The organism is Azoarcus indigens, assembly GCF_004361735.1.
Taxonomy (GTDB): domain Bacteria; phylum Pseudomonadota; class Gammaproteobacteria; order Burkholderiales; family Rhodocyclaceae; genus Azoarcus; species Azoarcus indigens.
The window spans coordinates 55994-73465 of sequence record NZ_SNVV01000007.1; the positions used below are offsets into that span (position 1 = coordinate 55994).

General features: G+C 68.8%; 13 protein-coding genes. 6 read left to right on the plus strand and 7 right to left on the minus strand.

The window, feature by feature from the left end:
- Nucleotides 1–8 precede the first annotated feature (8 nt).
- From C7389_RS09675 to C7389_RS09705, 7 genes are all read right to left on the minus strand, one after another.
- Nucleotides 9–2399 carry a 3-hydroxyacyl-CoA dehydrogenase/enoyl-CoA hydratase family protein gene (locus C7389_RS09675; protein ID WP_133590783.1) on the minus strand — a complete coding sequence of 797 codons (2391 nt, stop codon included), beginning with the start codon at nucleotides 2397–2399 and terminating at the stop codon, nucleotides 9–11.
- A 122-nt stretch (nucleotides 2400–2521) separates the two neighbouring features.
- Nucleotides 2522–3799, minus strand: a complete 1278-nt coding sequence (locus C7389_RS09680; RefSeq protein WP_133590785.1) for an OmpP1/FadL family transporter — start codon at nucleotides 3797–3799, stop codon at nucleotides 2522–2524.
- 115 nt (nucleotides 3800–3914) lie between these two features.
- Nucleotides 3915–4322, minus strand: a complete 408-nt coding sequence (locus C7389_RS09685; RefSeq protein WP_246034697.1) for an acyl-CoA thioesterase — start codon at nucleotides 4320–4322, stop codon at nucleotides 3915–3917.
- Nucleotides 4319–6415 carry a 3-hydroxyacyl-CoA dehydrogenase NAD-binding domain-containing protein gene (locus tag C7389_RS09690; protein WP_133590787.1) on the minus strand — a complete coding sequence of 699 codons (2097 nt, stop codon included), beginning with the start codon at nucleotides 6413–6415 and terminating at the stop codon, nucleotides 4319–4321. The genes C7389_RS09685 and C7389_RS09690 overlap by 4 nt, the downstream gene beginning before the upstream one ends.
- Complete coding sequence (locus C7389_RS09695) at nucleotides 6412–7695, minus strand: acetyl-CoA C-acetyltransferase (RefSeq protein ID WP_133590789.1); 1284 nt, start codon at nucleotides 7693–7695, stop codon at nucleotides 6412–6414. Before C7389_RS09695 ends, C7389_RS09690 begins: the two co-directional genes overlap by 4 nt.
- Before the next feature lie 11 nt (nucleotides 7696–7706).
- Nucleotides 7707–10211, minus strand: a complete 2505-nt coding sequence (locus C7389_RS09700) for an acyl-CoA dehydrogenase (RefSeq protein ID WP_133590790.1) — start codon at nucleotides 10209–10211, stop codon at nucleotides 7707–7709.
- 102 nt (nucleotides 10212–10313) lie between these two features.
- On the minus strand, nucleotides 10314–11012 hold the full coding sequence (locus tag C7389_RS09705) for a TetR/AcrR family transcriptional regulator (RefSeq protein WP_133590793.1): 699 nt from the start codon (nucleotides 11010–11012) through the stop codon (nucleotides 10314–10316).
- Nucleotides 11013–11283: 271 nt separating this feature from the next.
- Between C7389_RS09705 and C7389_RS09710 the strand changes: the two genes are divergently transcribed.
- The 6 genes from C7389_RS09710 to thrS all read left to right on the plus strand — a co-directional run bounded on the left by C7389_RS09710 (nucleotide 11284) and on the right by thrS (nucleotide 17447).
- Complete coding sequence (locus C7389_RS09710) at nucleotides 11284–11676, plus strand: Fur family transcriptional regulator (protein ID WP_133590796.1); 393 nt, start codon at nucleotides 11284–11286, stop codon at nucleotides 11674–11676.
- Nucleotides 11677–11722: 46 nt separating this feature from the next.
- Complete coding sequence (gene zigA, locus C7389_RS09715) at nucleotides 11723–12949, plus strand: zinc metallochaperone GTPase ZigA (protein WP_133590798.1); 1227 nt, start codon at nucleotides 11723–11725, stop codon at nucleotides 12947–12949.
- A gap of 585 nt (nucleotides 12950–13534) precedes the next feature.
- Nucleotides 13535–14122: a 6-pyruvoyl trahydropterin synthase family protein gene (locus C7389_RS09720; RefSeq protein WP_133590800.1), complete on the plus strand. Its 588-nt coding sequence runs from the start codon at nucleotides 13535–13537 to the stop codon at nucleotides 14120–14122.
- Entirely contained in the window at nucleotides 14119–14679 is a 561-nt protein-coding gene (locus tag C7389_RS09725; RefSeq protein WP_133590802.1) for an LbetaH domain-containing protein, read from the plus strand. The genes C7389_RS09720 and C7389_RS09725 overlap by 4 nt, the downstream gene beginning before the upstream one ends.
- 21 nt (nucleotides 14680–14700) lie before the next feature.
- Nucleotides 14701–15435: a PIG-L deacetylase family protein gene (locus tag C7389_RS09730; protein ID WP_133590804.1), complete on the plus strand. Its 735-nt coding sequence runs from the start codon at nucleotides 14701–14703 to the stop codon at nucleotides 15433–15435.
- Nucleotides 15432–17447 (plus strand): threonine--tRNA ligase, encoded by a 2016-nt coding sequence (thrS, locus tag C7389_RS09735; RefSeq protein ID WP_133590806.1) that lies wholly within the window; start codon nucleotides 15432–15434, stop codon nucleotides 17445–17447. Before C7389_RS09730 ends, thrS begins: the two co-directional genes overlap by 4 nt.
- Nucleotides 17448–17472 lie beyond the last annotated feature (25 nt).

Here is a 17472-nt window from a genome sequence, read left to right on the forward strand (position 1 = left end):
GCCGGCGCTCAGTTGCGCAGCGGCTTGCCGGTTTCCAGCATGTGCACGATGCGCTGCTGGGTCTTTTCCTCTTTCAGCAGGGCGACGAACTGGGCGCGTTCCACCTCCAGCAGCCACTGCTCGTCCACCTCGCTGCCACTATCCACCTCCCCGCCGCACAGGGCGATGGCGGCGGCCTTGCCGACGCGGTAGTCGTAGGCGGAGATGAAGCCGCCTTCGGCCATGTTGGCGAGCAACATCTCGCAGGTGGCGACGCCGTTGCGCCCGGCCACCACCACCTTGCGCTCGCGCGCCGGCGGCCGCCAGCCGGCCTCGGCCAGCGCGCGGGCGCGGTGCAGAGCGACGTAGAGCAGCTCGTCCGCATGCAGCAGGATGTCGTCGCCCGCCCGGCCGAAGCCCAGCGCCACCGCCTCGCTGGCGCTCTTGGCCACGGTGGCGCGGGCGATGGTCTGGAAGGCGTTCTGGATGTAGAGGAAAACATCGCCGCCGGCGGCGCGCTGCGCCAGCCGGTGCGCCTGCAGGGCGAACTCCTTGCTGCCGCCGCCGGCCGGGATCAGCCCCACCCCCACTTCCACCAGGCCGACATAGCTTTCCAGCGCCATCACCCGGTGCGCCGCATGCATGGCGAACTCGCAGCCGCCGCCCAGGGCCAGGCCTTGCACCGCGGCCACCACCGGCACCTGGGCGTGCTTGAGTGCCATCGACACCTGCTGGAACTTGGCTACGGTGGCTTCCAGGCGGCCGAACTCGCCGGCGGCGCAGGCGGTGGCCACCTGCTGCAGGTTGGCGCCGACGGCGAAGGGCGGCTCATGCCACAGCACCAGCCCGTCCAGCTCGCTCTCGGCGCGCGCCACCGCTTCCAGCAGGCCGTCCATCACCTCTTCGCCGATGGCGTGCATCTTGGATTTGAAGGAGACGATGCCGATGCCGGCATCCTGGTCGGCACGCCGCCACAGGCGCACGCCCTCGTTCTCCCACAGGGTGTCGCCGGCCTCGGGCGCGGCCTCGCCCAGCACCCGCTCCGGGTAGAGCTGGCGGCGGTAGACGTCCAGCGTGGAGCGCGGCTTCATCGTCCGCTCGGCGGCGCTCCAGGAGCCGTCAGGCTCGTGCACGCCGCCGTAGGCGCCGCGTTCGGCCACCCAGTCGGGCAGCGGCACGTCGGTCATCGCCCGGCCGGCGGCGATGTCCTCGCCCACCGCCTGGGCGATGGCGCCCCAGCCGGCGGCCTGCCAGGTTTCGAACGGGCCCTGCGCCCAGCCGAAGCCCCAGCGCATCGCCAGGTCCACATCGCGGGCGTTGTCCGCCACTTCATCCAGCTGCACCGCGCAGTAGTGGAAGAGGTCGCGGAAGATGGCCCACAGGAACTGCGCTTGCGGGTGGTCGCTGGCGCGCAGCGCGGCGAAGCGCGCCGCCGGGTCGCGCTGCTTGAGGATGGCGCCCACCTCCGGCGCCACCTCGCCGGCGCTGGGGCGGTAGTCGCGCTTCTGCGGGTCCAGCACCAGGATCTGGCGGCCGTCCTTGCGATAGACGCCGGCGCGGGTCTTCTGCCCCAGCGCGCCCTGGGCGATCAGCCCGTCCAGCCAGGCGGGGTGGCGGAAGTAGGCGTGCCAGGGGTCGTCCGGCAGCGTGGCGGCCATGGTGTCCACCACATGCGCCAGGGTATCCAGGCCGACCACGTCGGCGGTGCGGTAGGTGGCGCTCTTGGGCCGGCCGATGAGGGGACCGGTGAGCGCATCCACCTCGTCGAAGCCCAGGCCGAGGCGGGCGGTGTGGTGGATGACGGCGAGGATGGAGAACACGCCGATGCGGTTGGCGACGAAGTTGGGGGTGTCGCGGGCGCGCACGATGCGCTTGCCCAGGCGGCTGGTGAGCCAGGTCTCCAGCGCGTCCAGCATGGCCGCGTCGCTGTCCGGCGCCGGAATCAGCTCCACCAGGGCCATGTAGCGCGGCGGATTGAAGAAGTGGACGCCGCAGAAGTGGTTGCGGCGGCCCGGCGGCACCGCCCTCGCCAGTTCGGCGATGGACAGGCCGGAGGTGTTGCTGGCGAAGATGGCGCCGGGCTTGAGGTGGGGGGCGACCTTCTCGTAGAGGTCCAGCTTCCACTCCATCTTCTCGGCGATGGCTTCGATGACGAGGTCGCATTCGCCGAGGCGGGCGAGGCCGTCGGCATAGGTGGCGGCCTCGATCAGCGCCACCTTCTCCGGCAGCGCCAGCGGCGCCGGGTCCAGCTTCTTCAGCCCGGCCAGGGCGCGGCGGACGACGCCGTCCGGCGGGCCCTCCTTGGCCGGCAGGTCGAACAGGATCACCGGCACGTCGGCATTGGCGCAGTGGGCGGCGATCTGCGCCCCCATGACGCCGGCGCCGAGCACGGCGACCTTGCGGATGATGAATCGGCTCATGCGTTCCTCCGGTGCGGGACGAAGCGAAGCGGGGACGGCCGCGCGCCCGCGGGCACGGCCGCAAGCCGGGCGCGGCCGCGAATGCGGCCGGCGCCGGGGCGAGCGAGTCAGTCAGCCAAGGCTCAGAACGCCAGCGAGTACTGGGCGCCGACGATCCAGACGCTGGAGTCGTAGTCGCCAGTGACGCGGCCGCGGCCGTCGGCGATCTGGTTGTTGTCGATCTTGGTCTTGGGCACGTAGAGGTAGGCCAGGCCCAGATCGACGGTGGACGCCGGGGTGGCCTTCCACTGGCCGCCGACGGTGAACCAGGTGCGGTCGTTGTCCGGCAGCGACACCAGGCGGCGCTCCTTGTCCTTCACCGGCGTCTGGTCGTAGGCGATGCCGAACTTCAGCTTCCAGGCGTCGTTGAGCTGGTAGTTGGCGCCGATGGCCAGCCTCCAGGTGTCGCGGAACTCGGTCTCCAGCGTCTGCACGGTGGCGCCGGACAGGGGGCCGGAGGTGCGCACGATGTCCACCTCCTTGATCTTGCTCCAGCCCGTCCAGGACACGTCGCCCAGCAGCTCCCAGCGGCTGTCCAGGCGGTGGGCGAGGCTGACGATGAAGGAATCCGGCAGCTCCACCTTCGCCTCGGCCTTGCCGGTGGTGAGCGCCGCGGTGGCGCCGGCGGCCGGCCCCTTCACCTTGAGGTCGCCCTTGAGCTTGTGCTCGATGGAGGAGCGGTAGGACACGCCCAGGCGGGTGGCGTCGGAGAGCTTGAACAGCGCACCGATGTTCCAGCCCCAGGCGTCGGAATCCGCCTCTAGGATGGCGTGGGTGGCGGCCAGCGCTGGCGAGATCACCGCCGCCGCGCGCTCGTACTCCGCTTCCATGCGCTGCCAGTTGAGGCCACCGCCGATGGACACCACCTCGTTCACCCGCCAGGCGATGGAGGGGTTGATGTTGTAGGTCTTGATGTCGAACTTGATCGAGTGGGCGGCGCCCACCCAATCGTCGTCGTACTCGGTCATCAGGCCGAAGGGCGCGCCCAGGCCGACGCCGACGTAGACATCGCGGTTCAGCGCCCAGGACAGATAGCCGTTGGGCAGGTAGGCCCAGGAGCCGGCGTCCTTGGTGTCGCCCTGCAGGAAGCCGGTGCCGCTGGAGCCGTCGTTGTCGAACTTGAAGGCCGGCCGCACTGCCGAGATGCCCACCGAGAGCTCGCGCTCGCGCAGCTCGGTCATCCCCGCCGGGTTGAAGTAGATGGTGCTGGCGTTGTCCGCCACCGCGGCGGAGCCGGCGTAGGCGTTGCCGAGGCCGCTGGCGTTCTGCTCCAGGAGCTGGAAGCCGGCGGCGTGGCTGGCGGCAGGCGCCATCAGCACCAGGGCGGCCGGGATCAGTCGTGCAAGCTCTTTCCGTTGCATCGTGTCGTCTCCTCCTTTGTCGGGCGTTACCGCCCTTGGCGCGCCGGGGACTACCGCCCCGGTTGTCGTTGGCCGCGCTCGCCTGCGCCGCTGGCGCCGCGGTGTTACTGCCCGGTCATGCGGCCGGGATCGGGGATTTCTCCCCTGCTTCGTTGATGGCCACGTAGGTCAGCCTGGCCTCGGTCACCTTCACGAACACCGGCTCGGCATGGCCGCGCTCGGCGAAAACCACCACATCCACCGTCACCGAGGTGCGGCCCACCGATTCCACCTTGGCGTAGAAGCTCACCAGGTCGCCCACCGACACCGGCTGCTTGAAGGTGAAGGAATTCACCGCCACGGTGACGACGCGGCACTTGGCGCGACGGATGGCGGGGATGGAGCCGGCAATGTCCACCATGGACATGATCCAGCCGCCGAACACGTCGCCGGACGGGTTGGTGTCGGCCGGCATCGCCATCACGCGCAGCGAGAGGTGCTTGTCGGCCGGGAGGGATTCGCGGGAGATCGGGGGGGTGGTCATGGTTTTTCCTGCGTGGGGGTCTGGACTGTAACCCCGCTATTTTGCTGCAACGCAGCACGTCCAGCTATCCGGAATTCCCCCACGTCCTCCAGATATTGCAAGGGCCCACCGGTATAGGGCGCGAAGCCGGTGCCGAAGATCACGCCGGCGTCGGCGAGGTCGGCGTCCGCCACCACCTTTTCCGCAACGCAGCGACGCGCCGCTGCCAGCAGCGGGGCGACGATGCGCTGGGCAAGCCCGACCGGTGCGCTCTCGGCGGCATGCTCCGCCGCGGCGGACTTCTCCGCCTTGCCCTCCTTCCAGCGGTAGTAGCCCTGACCAGTCTTGCGGCCAAGCTGGCCGGCTTCCACCAGCATCGCCAGCCGCGCCGGCACCTGGGCCTCGCCGCCGGTGAGGCCGCGGCCGGCGGCCAGCGCCACGTCCAGGCCCACGGTATCCACCAGCTCCACCGGCCCCATCGGCATGCCGAAGGCGAGCAGCGCAGCATCCACCGTTTCCGGCGCAATGCCCTCTTCCACACAGCGCAGGGCCTCCAGCATGTAGGGCGCCAGCACCGCGTTCACCAGGAAGCCGGGCGCGCTCTTCACCGGCAGCGGCAGCTTGTCGATACGGCGGACGAAGCTGGCGGCGGCCTGGGCCAGCGCCGGCGCGGTCTGCGCGCCGCTCACCACTTCCACCAGCGGCATGCGCGGCACCGGGTTGAAGAAGTGGATGCCGACCAGACGGCCGGGGTCGCCCAGCGCGGTGGCGATGTCCTCCAGCCGCAGGCTGGAGGTGTTGGTGGCGAGCAGCGCGTCCGGCCTGGCCTTGCGCTCCAGTTCGGCGAACAGGCTGCGCTTGGCTTCCAGGTCTTCGAAGATGGCTTCGATCACCAGGTCGGCGCGGGCCACGCCGTAGCCTTGCGGGTCCGGCAGCAGGCGGTCCAGCGCGAAGCGCACCGCGCGCTCGGTGTCTTCGCTGCGGCCCCCTTTGCCGCGCCCGCTCTTACCACTGCCTCCCAGCTTGCGCCGGAACAGTTCGGCGGCACGGCCGATGGCGGGGGCGATGCGCGCCACCGACTGATCCTGCAGCGTCACCGTCAAGCCGGCGAGCACGCAGACGGCGGCGATGTCGCCGCCCATCACGCCGGCGCCGACCACATGCACATGGCGCGGCGCAAAGCCGCTCTCCTTGCCGTAGCCCTTCAGCCGCTCCTGCAGGAAGAACACCCGCAGCAGCTTGCGGGTGGTGGGCGAGGCGATCAGCGCCTCCAGCGAGGCCGGATCGCCGGCCGGCACCGCCAGCGCGTTGCCGCCGTGGCGCGCCCAGATTTCCAGGATGGCGTAGGGTGCCGGATAGTGTTCGGCGCGCGCCCTCGCCGCCAGTTGCTTGCGGGCGCGGCTGGCGACCAGCGGTTTCAGCGGGCCATCCAGCAGACGCGCCAGCAGCGGCGGCTTGTGCAAGGGCTGGCCGGAGAGCACCAGCATGCGCGCGGCGTTCTCCATGACGCGCGCCGGCACGCAGTCGTCCGCCAGGCCGAGGCGCTTGGCGCGGCGGGCATCCACGCTCTTGCCGGCCAGCATCATGTCCAGCGCCGCCAATGGGCCGATCAGCGCCGGCAGCCGTTTCATGCCGCCCCAGCCGGGCACGATGCCCAGCATCACCTCCGGCAGCGCCAGCTTGGTGTCCTTGTCATCCACCACCAGCCGGTAGCGGCAAGCCAGCGCCAGTTCCAGGCCGCCGCCCAGGCAGTGGCCGCGGATCAGCGCCAGCGTGGGAAAAGGCAGCGCGGCGACGCGCTCGAACAGCGCCCAGCCGCGTGTCACCAGGGCACGGGCGGCGGTGGCGGAGTCCAGCTGCTCGAACTCGCTGATGTCCGCGCCGGCGATGAAGCCGGCCGGCTTGGCGGAGGCAATGATGAGGGCGCGCGGCGGCGCCGCTTCCAGCCGGCCCAGCACTTCCTCCAGCTCGTCCATCACCGCCCGCGACAAAGTGTTGGTGGCGGACTCGGCCTTGTCCAGCCACAGCCAGCTGGGGCCGCCGGCCTCCTCGGCGAGGCGCCAGTGGCGGCCACCGGCAGCCGCGCGCAGCAGGGCGCTGGATTCCGCATTCATGCCAGGTTCTCCACCAGCATCGCCCCGCCCTGTCCGCCGCCTATGCAGATGGCGGCGATGCCGCGCTTGCCGCCGGTGCGCCGCAGCACCCGCAGCAGGTGGAGCACGATGCGCGCGCCGCTGGCGCCCACCGGATGGCCCAGCGCCACCGCGCCGCCATCCACGTTGAGCCGCGATACATCCGGCACACCGGGCGCTGAAAGGCCGAACTCGCGCTGGAACAAGGCCTCGTCGCCAAAGGCGCGCAGGCAGGCGATGACTTGGGCGGCGAAGGCTTCGTTGATCTCCCAGGCGTCGATGTCGGTGCTGGCGAGTTGCTTGCGCGCCAGCAACGGCGCGGCGGCATATACCGGCCCCAGGCCCATGCGTTCCGGCGCCAGCCCGGCCCAGGCGCTGTCCACGATGCGGCCCAGCGGCTGCAGGCCGTGGCGCTCCACCGCGTCCGCCGAGGCCAGCAACAGCCAGGCGGCGCCGTCGGTGATCTGCGAGCTGTTGCCGGGGGTGACGCGACCGTAGCGCTTGTCGAAGAAGGGCTTGAGCCTGGCCAGGCCTTCGGCGGAGGCGTCACGCCGCAGGCCGTCGTCGCTGGCATGGAGAGCGCCGTCCGGGCTCACCAGCGGCGCGATCTCGTCGTTGAAGTGGCCAGCATCCTGCGCCGCCGCAACCCGTCTGTGGCTCTCCAGCGCATAAGCGTCCATCTCCTCGCGGGAGATGCCGAACTCCCAGGCCAGGTTCTCGGCGGTCTGGCCCATGGTCTGGCCGACCACCGGATCGGTCAGCCCTTTGACGATGCCTATCACCGGCGCGAGGTAAGCCGGGCGGAAGCCGCGCAGCACCTGCAGGCGCGCCACTGGCCCGCGCGCCGCGTACCAGGCGGAGAACCAGCGCACCATCGCATCAGAGAACAGCAGCGGCGCGCGCGACAGCGCATCCACGCCACCGGCCAGCACCAGCCCGGAGCGGCCGGCCTGGATGTTGGCGATGGCGGAATCCAGCGCCTGCATGCCGCTGGCGCAGTTACGCATCACCGTCCAGCCCGGCACCGCCGCGCCGCAGCCCATGCGCAGGGCGACCACCCGGCCGATGTTCACTTCGTCCGGCGAGGGGCTGGCGCAGCCGAGGATGACTTCGTCCAGCTCAGCCGGCGCGAAGCGCTGGCGCAGCAGCAGCGCGCGGCCGGCGGCGGTGGCGAGGTCGGCCGCGGAGAAGGGGCCGGGCGCGTTGCGCGCCTTGAGGAAGGGCGTGCGGGCGCCGTCGATGATGTAGATGCTGCGATCCATGCGCGCCGCCCTCAGGCCACCGCCCGCGTGGGCGCAACGGCGCCGGGCGCTGCTGCCGTCTCACCAGCCGTGCCGGCCGCCACCGTTGCACCGAACTCGAAAGGGAAATCATCCACCCGGATCACCTTGTCGCGCAGTTCGCCCCGTCGCTTCAGCATAGACAACTCGTCGTCGTCGATGACGCCGTCTTCGCGCGCCTGCAGCCACACCGCGTCTACGCCGCCGCCGGGCGCCGGCCGCGGCTTGAAGCGGCCCTCCTTCTGCGCACGGCGCACCTTGGCTTCGATGGGCTCCGCCGCCACGGTGGCGAGCAGCGCCGCTTCCAGCGCGGCCACCGGTTCGTCGATTCCGGTGGGCAGGAAGACGTCGGCGGTGAGGCGGTCGCGGGTCGGCGAGGGCGCGATCAGGCGCTTGGCGACTTCATGGCCGAGGCGGTCGGACGGCACCACGTAGGGCCGGCCCAGCGGGAACACCACCAGCCGGCGCAGCAGCAGGGCGAAGAAGCGGTTGGGAAAGTTGGCGATGACGCCTTCGAAGGCGTTCTGCGCGCGGAACATGCAGTCCCAGAGCGCCCAGTGCATCAGCGGCGCGTCTTCCGCCTGGCGGCCTTCGGCCTCGAAGCGCTTCAGCGTGGCCGAGGCCAGGTACATCAGCGACAGGATGTCGCCCAGCCGGGCGGAGAGCTTTTCCTTGCGCTTGAGGGCGCCGCCCATGGTGCCCATGGAGAGGTCGGCGAGGAAGGCGAAGGCGGCGGAGAAGCGGGTGAGCTGCTGGTAGTAGCGGCGGGTTTCCGGCGCCACGTCCGCCGCCACGCCGACGAAGTGGGAGCCGGTGAGGCCCATGACCAGCGCCCGCACGCCGTTGGACAGGGTGTAGCCGATGTGGCCCCAGAAAGCGCGGTCGAAGGCGGCGAGGTCGCCCTCGCCAGCGGCGTGCATTTCCTCCAGCACATAGGGATGGCAGCGGATGGCGCCCTGGCCGAACAGGATCAGGCTGCGGGTGAGGATGTTGGCGCCCTCCACCGTGATGCCCACCGGGATCTGCTGGTAGGCGCGGCCGAGGAAGTTCTGCGGGCCGAGGCAGATGCCCTTGCCGCCGATGACGTCCATGCCGTCGTTCACCGTCTGCCGCGCGCGCTCGGTGACGTGGTATTTGACGATGGCCGACACCACCGAGGGCTTCTCGCCGAGGTCGATGGCGCCGGCGGTCATCACCCGCGCGGCGTCGCATAGATAGGTGTTGGCGCCAATGCGGGTGAGCGCCTCCTCCACGCCCTCGAAGCGGCCGATGGCGGTCTTGAACTGGTAGCGCACCCGGGCATAGGCGCCGACCGCGCGGGCGGTGAGCTTCTGCATGCCGGTGTTGGAGCCGGGCAGCGAGATGCTGCGGCCGGCGGCCAGGCACTCCATCAGCATGCGCCAGCCCTGGCCGGCCATCTTCGGCCCGCCGATGATGAAGTCCAGCGGCATGAACACATCCTGACCGCGGATGGGACCGTTCATCCACACCGCGTTGAGCGGGAAGTGGCGGCGGCCGATGTCCACCCCGGGGTGGTCGTGCGGCACCAGCGCGCAGGTGATGCCGATGTCCTCGACACTACCCAGCAGGTGGTCCGGATCGTAGAGGCGGAAGGCGAGGCCGAACACGGTGCACACCGGCGCCAGCGTGATGTAGCGCTTGTCGAAGCTCACCCGCATGCCCAACACCTCGCGCCCCTGCCACTGGCCGCGGCAGACCACGCCGGCATCCGGGATGGAGGCGGCGTCCGAGCCAGCCCAGGGGCTGGTCAGGGCGAAAGCGGGAATGTCCTCGCCGCGCGCCAGCCGCGGCAGGTAGTGGCGCTTCTGCTCCGGCGTGCCGTAGTGCAGCAGCAACTCCGCCGGGCCCAGGGAGTTGGGCACCATCACCGTCACCGCCGGCGCCGAGGAGCGGGTGGAGAGCTTGGTCACCACCTGGGAATGGGCGTAGGCGGAGAAGCCTTTGCCGCCGTATTCCTTGGGGATGATCATGCCGAGGAAGCCCTGCTCCTTGATGTAGCGCCAGACCTCGGGCGACATGTCGTGCTGGCTGGTCGCCTCCCAGTCCTGCACCCGGCGGCACAGCTCGCTGGTCTCGTTGTCGAGGAAGGCCTGCTCCTCGGCGCTCAGCCGTGGCCAGGGATAGGCGGCGAAGCGGCGCCAGTCCGGCTTGCCGGCGAACAGCTCGCCCTCCCACCACACGGTGCCGGCCTCCAGCGCGTCGCGCTCGGTCTGCGACATCGCCGGCAGCGCGCGGCGGAAGCCCTTGAACAGCGGCGCGCTGACCAGGCGGCGGCGCAGCGCCGGCAGCAGGAACACGCCCAGCGCCAACGCATAGAGCCCCATCACCGCCCAGGCCACCGCCGGCGGCCAGCCGCCCGCCCAAGCCAGCGCAGCAAGCCACAGCAGACCCGCCGCGTACCAGGCAAAAAATGGCGCTCGCCCATAGGCGAGCGCGCCTGCCACGGGAGGGAAGAAAACCAGCAGCCACCAGATCATCGTCGTCTCCTGTCTCCGTCGCCGCGCGTCTGTGGCGCGGTCGCGTTTGATTCGAACCTGACTGTCCGCGGGCCCTGCCGCCCGCCTGCCACCTGAGCTTCTTTATGCGGCTGCAGCATCCTCCGCAGCGTCGCGCGCCGCGTTGAACACCGGCAGCGGCGCGCGCAGGCCGCCGAGCAGGAAGGACATCAGCCGCGGCATCAGGCGCTGCGGATCGGCGTCGTCGAAGGTGCCGGCGAAGAGCTGCAGCGCGTCGGTGCCGGCGATGGCGTAGGACATCGCCCCCATCATGAAATGGAAGCGCCACAGGATTTCCTCCCGCGGCACGTCCGCCAGCGCGCGGTAGAGCGCGCCGAGGAAACGCTCCAGCACTTCGGCATATTCCTCGGCGAGGAACTGGCGCACGAAGGCGTTGGGCTCGGTGTAGGTGCGGCCCAGCAGGCGCATGAAGGTGTGGCCGCCATGTTCGGTGTCCGCCGCCAGCGCCAGCGCGGTGCCGAAGAAGGCCTCGACGATGCGGCTGGGCTTGAGCGGCGCGCCCTGCGCTTCCGCCTCCAGCCGGTCCAGCGCCGCCAGCCGCTGGCGGTTCAGCTCGGTGAGGCGGCGGCGGAACACTTCCTGGATCAGCGCGTCCTTGCTGCCGAAGTGGTAGTTCACCGCGGCCAGGTTGGCATTCGCCCGGCCGGTGATCATCCGCATCGAGGTCGCCTCCAGCCCGTGCTCCACGAACAGCGCCTCGGCGGCATCCAGGATGCGGTCGCGGGTCTCGGAAGCCTGGCGGGGAAGCGCGCTGTCGTTCATCGGGCGTCTCGGGCGGAATCAATTCAAACGTCTGTTTGAATCATACGTTTCATTTATGGCATGTCAAGCCTCGGCCGAACGGCCTCGGGAAAACCCTGAGGCAGAAGTGAAATGCGGGAGCGCCTGACAGGAACGACACATCGCGCCGCCAAACGCCGTGGCGAAGAGCGCCCGTGCGGCGAGGGCACTGTCGCGCGCACAAAATGTTATGTTATAACATCACCAACCCTCGTCGCCCTCAAGCCCTCGCGGGCAAGCCCAGGAGCCCTCAATGAACCTGACCGACAAACAGCGCCAAGTCCTCTCCCTCCTGGAGGGCGGAAGCAGCCCCCTGAGCGCCTACGAACTGCTCGACCGCCTGCGCGGAAGCGGTTTCAGCGCGCCTACGCAGGTCTACCGGGTGCTGGAGAAGCTGACCGCGAACGGCCTGGTCCATCGCGTGGCCAGCCTCAATGCCTATGTTCGCTGCGCGCATCCGGAGGAGCTGGGGCATGGGCTGACGGCATTCGCCATCTGCGACGACTGCGGCCAGATCGACGAGTTCGTCGATCCCGAGCTCGTCCACGGGCTGAGCCATTGGGCCGGGCAGGCTGCGTTCGCGATGCGCGAGGCGTCGATCGAGGTTCGCGGCAGATGCGCGAACTGCAGCGCCCACGCAGCCTGACTCACATCCGCCCCTCTCCCTCCGAACGACTACCCCGCCATCACTAATGGACATCCACGCCTCCGCCTGCAGGCGCCTGCCTGTCACCGTCCTCTCCGGCTTCCTGGGAGCGGGCAAGACGACCTTGCTGAACCACATCCTCAACAACCGCGAAGGACGCCGGGTCGCGGTGATCGTCAACGACATGTCCGAGGTCAATATCGACGCGGCGCTGGTGCGCGACGGCGGCGCCCAGCTGTCGCGCACCGACGAAAAGCTGGTGGAAATGAGCAATGGCTGCATCTGCTGCACCTTGCGGGAAGACCTGCTGGTGGAGGTGGACCGCCTCGCCAGGGAAGGTCGCTTCGACCAGTTGGTCATCGAATCCACAGGCATTTCCGAACCGCTGCCGGTAGCCGAAACCTTCACCTTCGCTGGCGAGGACGGCCGCAGCCTCAACGAAGTCGCCCGGCTGGACACCATGGTCACCGTGGTCGATGCCTTCAACTTCCTGCGCGACTACAGTTCGCGCGACAGCCTGCAACTGCGCGGCGAATCGCTGGGCGAGCAGGATCAGCGCACCGTCGTCGATCTGCTGATCGAGCAGATCGAGTTCTGTGACGTACTCGTCCTCAACAAGACAGACCTGATCAGCGACCAGGAACGCGAACAGCTGATCGCGATACTTCACAGCCTCAATCCCCGCGCCCGCATCGAACTGGCCGAGTTCGGCAAGGTGCCGCTGGACCGCCTGCTGGACACCGGACTGTTCGACTTCGAGGCCGCCTCCAAGGCGCCTGGCTGGCTGCAGGAGTTGCGCGGCACGCACACGCCGGAAACCGAGGAGTACGGCATCCACAGCTTCGTCTATCGCGCACGCCGCCCTTTCCACCCCGAGCGCTTCTTCGCGCTGGTGGAAGATGAATGGCCGGGCGTGGTCCGCTCCAAGGGCTTCTTCTGGCTCGCCAGCCACCCCTCGCTGGCCGGCACCTGGTCGCAGGCTGGCGCGGTAGCGCGGCACGGTCCCGCCGGCTGCTGGTGGGCGGTCGTGCCGCAGGAACATTGGCCCCAGGATCCGGCTTCGGTGGCCGCCATCCGCTCGAACTGGGACGACCTGGTTGGCGACTCCCGCCAGGAACTGGTGCTGATCGGGATGGATATGGACGAATCCGCGCTGCGCGAACGCCTTGACGCCTGTTTGCTGAGCGATGAAGAAATGGCCAGTGGCGCCGAAACCTGGTTCTCCTGGCCCAACCCCTTTCCAGGTTGGCCCACCGATCCGGACTCACGCTGACACGCGGCCAGGCTGGAATCCTCCGCCTCGAAGCTCCGCCTCAAACCCCACATGCAAGCCCGTCTCAGTACCCCCGAGGCGGCGTGCGTTCCAAGCCCCATCACTTTCCCCGACATGGAGCCGGCGATGCCCAGGCTGAATATCGAAGATGCACGCGCCGCACACCAGGCCTTGGTGTATGCACTCGCCACCTTGCCTGCGGATGCGCCACAACGTACTGACTGGGAACGCGCCCTCGGCCGCCTTCACCTCCGGCTGAACATCGCGCATTCACAGGCCGGCCGCCCCCGGCATCAGCCCAGTGTCAGCAGTGGCGCCAGGACACATCGCTCATGTGAGGACAGCGCAGCTTGAACAGCAGCGACAAAGCGAGCCAGCGGCTGCATCGCTCACCAATGGCATCCAGCCAGGTGCGGGTCTTACTGACAAGCGGCTGCACTACGCCGGGAGCGGGAAGCCAAAGGCTACGGGATGAAGGACACCGCCCCGGGCCCGGCGCCACGCTCCGTCGCGAAAGTGCCCTCATGAGGAACCAGACCGGTGGCGGCCCCCCTCCTGTTCCGGCCCCCTCCGCAGAGGCCGCCGGTGCTGATCCGCAAGTTGTTCAAGTTCGAGAACGCACATATCGTGCGCGGCTGCAGCACGCGGCGCTGCTCCCACTCCATCCATGGCCACTCATACAAGGTAGAGCTGTTGCTGGAGGCCCATGCGTTTGACAACGGCCAGATGATTTATGACTTCGGCCTGCTCAAAGGCGCGGTACGCGAGTTGATCGATGCCTTCGACCACGCCGTCACCCTCTGGTCCGGTGACAACCTGGACTACCTGGCGGCCATGTGCAGGCACTCCGAGCGCTGGGTGTTGATCCCGGTCTCGCCCAGCGCGGAGCAGTTTTCGCGGCTGTTCTTCTGCCTCGTCGATGCGGTGCTGGCCCTCTCCGACATGGCCAACGGCGAGGCCGACGTGCAGCTCCACTCCGTGATCGTGCACGAGACCGACACCGGCTATGCCCAGTGCTTCCGCGAGGACGCCCTCAACCCGCGCATGGGCCTCATCGACCTGCATGCCATCGAGTTCGCCCCCGCCATCACCGCCCCCTGGCGCGACCCGGAACTCTTCGAACGCATCAAGCACGGCCAACAGATTCCCGCCTGCCTGGAAGAACTTGCATGATCAGGAAGAACCCCCGCGGCGATCTGCCGCAAATCCACCCCAGCGCCTTCGTCGACCCCACCGCCATCCTGTGCGGCCTGGTGATCGTGGAAGAAAACGTATTCATCGGCCCTTACGTCGTGATCCGTGCCGACGAGATGGACGCCAACGGCCACATGAACCCCATCGTCATCGGCGCCCACTCCAACATCCAGGATGGCGTGGTGATCCATTCCAAGTCCGGCGCCCCGGTCACCATCGGACAGCGGACCTCCATCGCCCACCGCGCCATCGTGCATGGTCCCTGCATCGTGGGCGACGGCGTGTTCATCGGCTTCAACAGCGTGCTGTTCAACTGCACCGTCGAAGCCGGCTGCGTGGTCCGCTACAACGCGGTGGTCGATGGCGCGCACCTGCCCTCTGGCTTCTACGTCCGCTCCACCGAACGTATCGGCCCCGACACCGAACTGGCCGCGCTACCACAGGTGAGCGCGGACGCCAGCGAGTTCTCGGAAGATGTGGCGCGCACCAATAACCGGCTTGTCCACGGCTACAAACAGATCCAGAACGAGTTTTGACTTGCCTTGAGGAATTTCCAGATGCCCGGCAGCAATCCCCAAACAGCACTCGTCGTCAGCGCCCACTCGGCCGATTTCGTCTGGCGCGCCGGCGGCGCCATCGCCACTCACGTCAAACAAGGCTGGCAGGTGAAGATCGTCTGCCTGTCCTACGGCGAGCGCGGCGAGTCGGCCAAGCTCTGGCGCAAACCCGGCATGACGCAGGAGAAGGTCAAGGCAGCGCGCAGGGAGGAGGCCCAGCGCGCCGCGGACATTCTCGGTGGCGACGTCGACTTCTGGGACATCGGCGACTACCCGATGCGCATCAGCGATGAAACCCTGTTCCGCCTGGTCGACCTCTACCGCACGCTGCAACCGGCTTTCGTGCTGAGCCACTCAGTCAAGGATCCCTACAACTTCGACCACCCCTTGGCCATGCACCTGGCCCAGGAAGCACGCGTCATCGCCCAGGCCGAAGGCCATAACCCCGGACAGAAAATCCTGGGCGCTCCACCAGTCTACGCCTTCGAGCCCCACCAGCCGGAGCAGTGCGGCTGGGAGCCCAACACCTTCCTTGACATCACCGAGGTGTGGGACATCAAGCGCCGCGCCATCGAATGCATGGCCGGCCAGGAGCACCTCTGGCACTACTACACCCGGGTGGCCCAACAGCGCGGCGTGCAGGCCAAGCGCAACATCGGCATCACCGCGGCGCGCACCATCGAGTATGCCGAAGGCTTCATGCGCCTGACGCCCAGCGTAGTGGACACCTTATGAGCCGCGCGCAGCCGCCCGGCCCCGCTGGATCGCCCATCATCGTCACCCTGCCGGACGGCAGGCAGCTCAGCTTCTCCGGCCCGGTCACCGTCGCCGATGCCGCCCGCGCAATCGGGCCGGGGCTGGCCAGGAATGCGGTGGCGGGCAAACTCGATGGCCGGCTGGTCGACACCTGCGAGCCGATTACGCGGGATGCGGAGCTGCGGATACTCACCCCGAACGACGACGAGGGCCTGGAAGTCATCCGGCACTCCTGTGCCCACCTCGTCGGCCATGCCGTCAAGCAGCTCTACCCGACGGCCAGGATGGTCATCGGGCCGGTCATCGCCGACGGTTTCTACTACGACATCGCCTGGGAACGCCCCTTCACGCCGGCAGACCTGGCCGCGATCGAGGCCCGCATGCAGATGCTGATCGCCAAGGAATACGCAGTGGTGAAGCGGGTTCTGCCACGCGCGAAAGCGATCCGCGTGTTCAGCCAGCGCGGCGAGGACTACAAGCTGCGCCTGATCGAAGACATGCCCGAAGTGCAGCAAATGGCCCTGTACTTCCACGAGGAGTATGTGGACATGTGCCGCGGCCCGCATGTGCCCAACACCCGCTTTCTCAAGGCCTTCAAGCTCACCAAGCTGGCCGGTGCGTATTGGCGGGGAGACGCCGGGAACGAACAGCTGCAACGCATCTACGGCACCGCCTGGGCCGACAAGAAGCAGCTTGACGCCTATCTGCTGCGCCTGGAGGAAGCCGAGAAGCGCGACCACCGCAAGCTGGGTCGCGAGCTGGACCTGTTCCACCTCCAGGACGACGCCCCTGGCGCCGTGTTCTGGCATCCGCGCGGCTGGGCGGTATTCCAGGAGTTGATCGGCTACATGCGCCGCCGCCAGCGGGACGCCGGCTATGTGGAGGTGAACTCGCCGGACGTGATGGACCGCAGCCTGTGGGAGATCTCCGGCCACTGGCAGAACTACCGCGACCACATGTTCACCACCGCAACGGAGGACGGCCGCGCGCTGGCACTGAAGCCGATGAACTGCCCCGGCAGCGTGCTGCTGTACCGTCACGGCCTCAAGAGCTACCGCGACCTGCCGTTGCGCATGGGCGAGTTCGGCAAGGTGCACCGCTACGAGCCCTCCGGCTCGCTGCACGGCTTGCTGCGCGTGCGCCACTTCACCCAGGACGACGCCCACATCTACTGCACCCCGCAGCAGATGGACGGCGAATGCCGCGAGGTCGTCGCGCTGGTGCTGGACATCTACCGCCAGTTCGGCTTCGAGGACATCCGCATCAAGCTCTCCACCCGCCCCGCGAACCGCATGGGTGACGACGCCACCTGGGACCTCCTTGAGGGCGCGCTGCTCCGGGCGCTGCAGGGCATGGCGCTGCCTTACCAGCTCAACCCCGGCGAGGGCGCCTTCTACGGGCCCAAACTCGAATTCGTGCTGCGCGACGCCATCGGCCGCGACTGGCAGTGCGGCACCCTGCAGGTGGACATGAACCTGCCGGAGCGCTTCGGCATCGAGTACGTCGCCGAAGACGGCCAGCGCAGGCGCCCGGTCATGCTGCACCGTGCGCTGTTCGGCTCGCTGGAGCGCTTCACCGGCATCCTGCTCGAACACCACGCCGGCAGGCTGCCCGCCTGGCTGGCGCCAGTGCAGGTGGCGGTGCTCTCGATCACGGAAGCGCATGCGCCCTATGCTCAGGACGTAGCACTGGCGCTGCGCCATGCCGGTCTGCGCGCCGAAGCCGATGTGCGTAACGAAAAGATCGGCTACAAGATCCGTGAGCAAACCCTGCAGCGCACCCCTTTCCTGCTCGTGGCGGGAGACCTGGAGACCGACAACGGCAGCGTCGCCGTACGCCTGCGAGACGGCCAGGACGTCGGGACGCTGAAGCTCGCCGACGCGATCGCCTTCCTGCTTGAGCGCACCCTGGCGCCCGACCAGAGCGTGCGCCGCACCCAGCAGGCGGAGCACCTGCTGCGAATGGCCGTACCGGCCGCGCCAACGACTTAAGTACCTCCCTCAAGCACACGGGCCA

Excerpts from the sequence above, each read along its gene's own strand:
- C7389_RS09730 (WP_133590804.1), top strand. The coding sequence starts at position 14,701 with ATGCCCGGCAGCAATCCCCAAACAGCACTCGTCGTCAGCGCCCACTCG.
- C7389_RS09685 (WP_246034697.1), bottom strand. The coding sequence starts at position 4,322 with ATGACCACCCCCCCGATCTCCCGCGAATCCCTCCCGGCCGACAAGCAC.
- C7389_RS09705 (WP_133590793.1), bottom strand. The coding sequence starts at position 11,012 with ATGAACGACAGCGCGCTTCCCCGCCAGGCTTCCGAGACCCGCGACCGC.
- C7389_RS09695 (WP_133590789.1), bottom strand. The coding sequence starts at position 7,695 with ATGGATCGCAGCATCTACATCATCGACGGCGCCCGCACGCCCTTCCTC.
- C7389_RS09680 (WP_133590785.1), bottom strand. The coding sequence starts at position 3,799 with ATGCAACGGAAAGAGCTTGCACGACTGATCCCGGCCGCCCTGGTGCTG.
- C7389_RS09725 (WP_133590802.1), top strand. The coding sequence starts at position 14,119 with ATGATCAGGAAGAACCCCCGCGGCGATCTGCCGCAAATCCACCCCAGC.
- C7389_RS09700 (WP_133590790.1), bottom strand. The coding sequence starts at position 10,211 with ATGATCTGGTGGCTGCTGGTTTTCTTCCCTCCCGTGGCAGGCGCGCTC.
- C7389_RS09710 (WP_133590796.1), top strand. The coding sequence starts at position 11,284 with ATGAACCTGACCGACAAACAGCGCCAAGTCCTCTCCCTCCTGGAGGGC.
- thrS (WP_133590806.1), top strand. The coding sequence starts at position 15,432 with ATGAGCCGCGCGCAGCCGCCCGGCCCCGCTGGATCGCCCATCATCGTC.
- zigA (WP_133590798.1), top strand. The coding sequence starts at position 11,723 with ATGGACATCCACGCCTCCGCCTGCAGGCGCCTGCCTGTCACCGTCCTC.
- C7389_RS09675 (WP_133590783.1), bottom strand. The coding sequence starts at position 2,399 with ATGAGCCGATTCATCATCCGCAAGGTCGCCGTGCTCGGCGCCGGCGTC.
- C7389_RS09690 (WP_133590787.1), bottom strand. The coding sequence starts at position 6,415 with ATGAATGCGGAATCCAGCGCCCTGCTGCGCGCGGCTGCCGGTGGCCGC.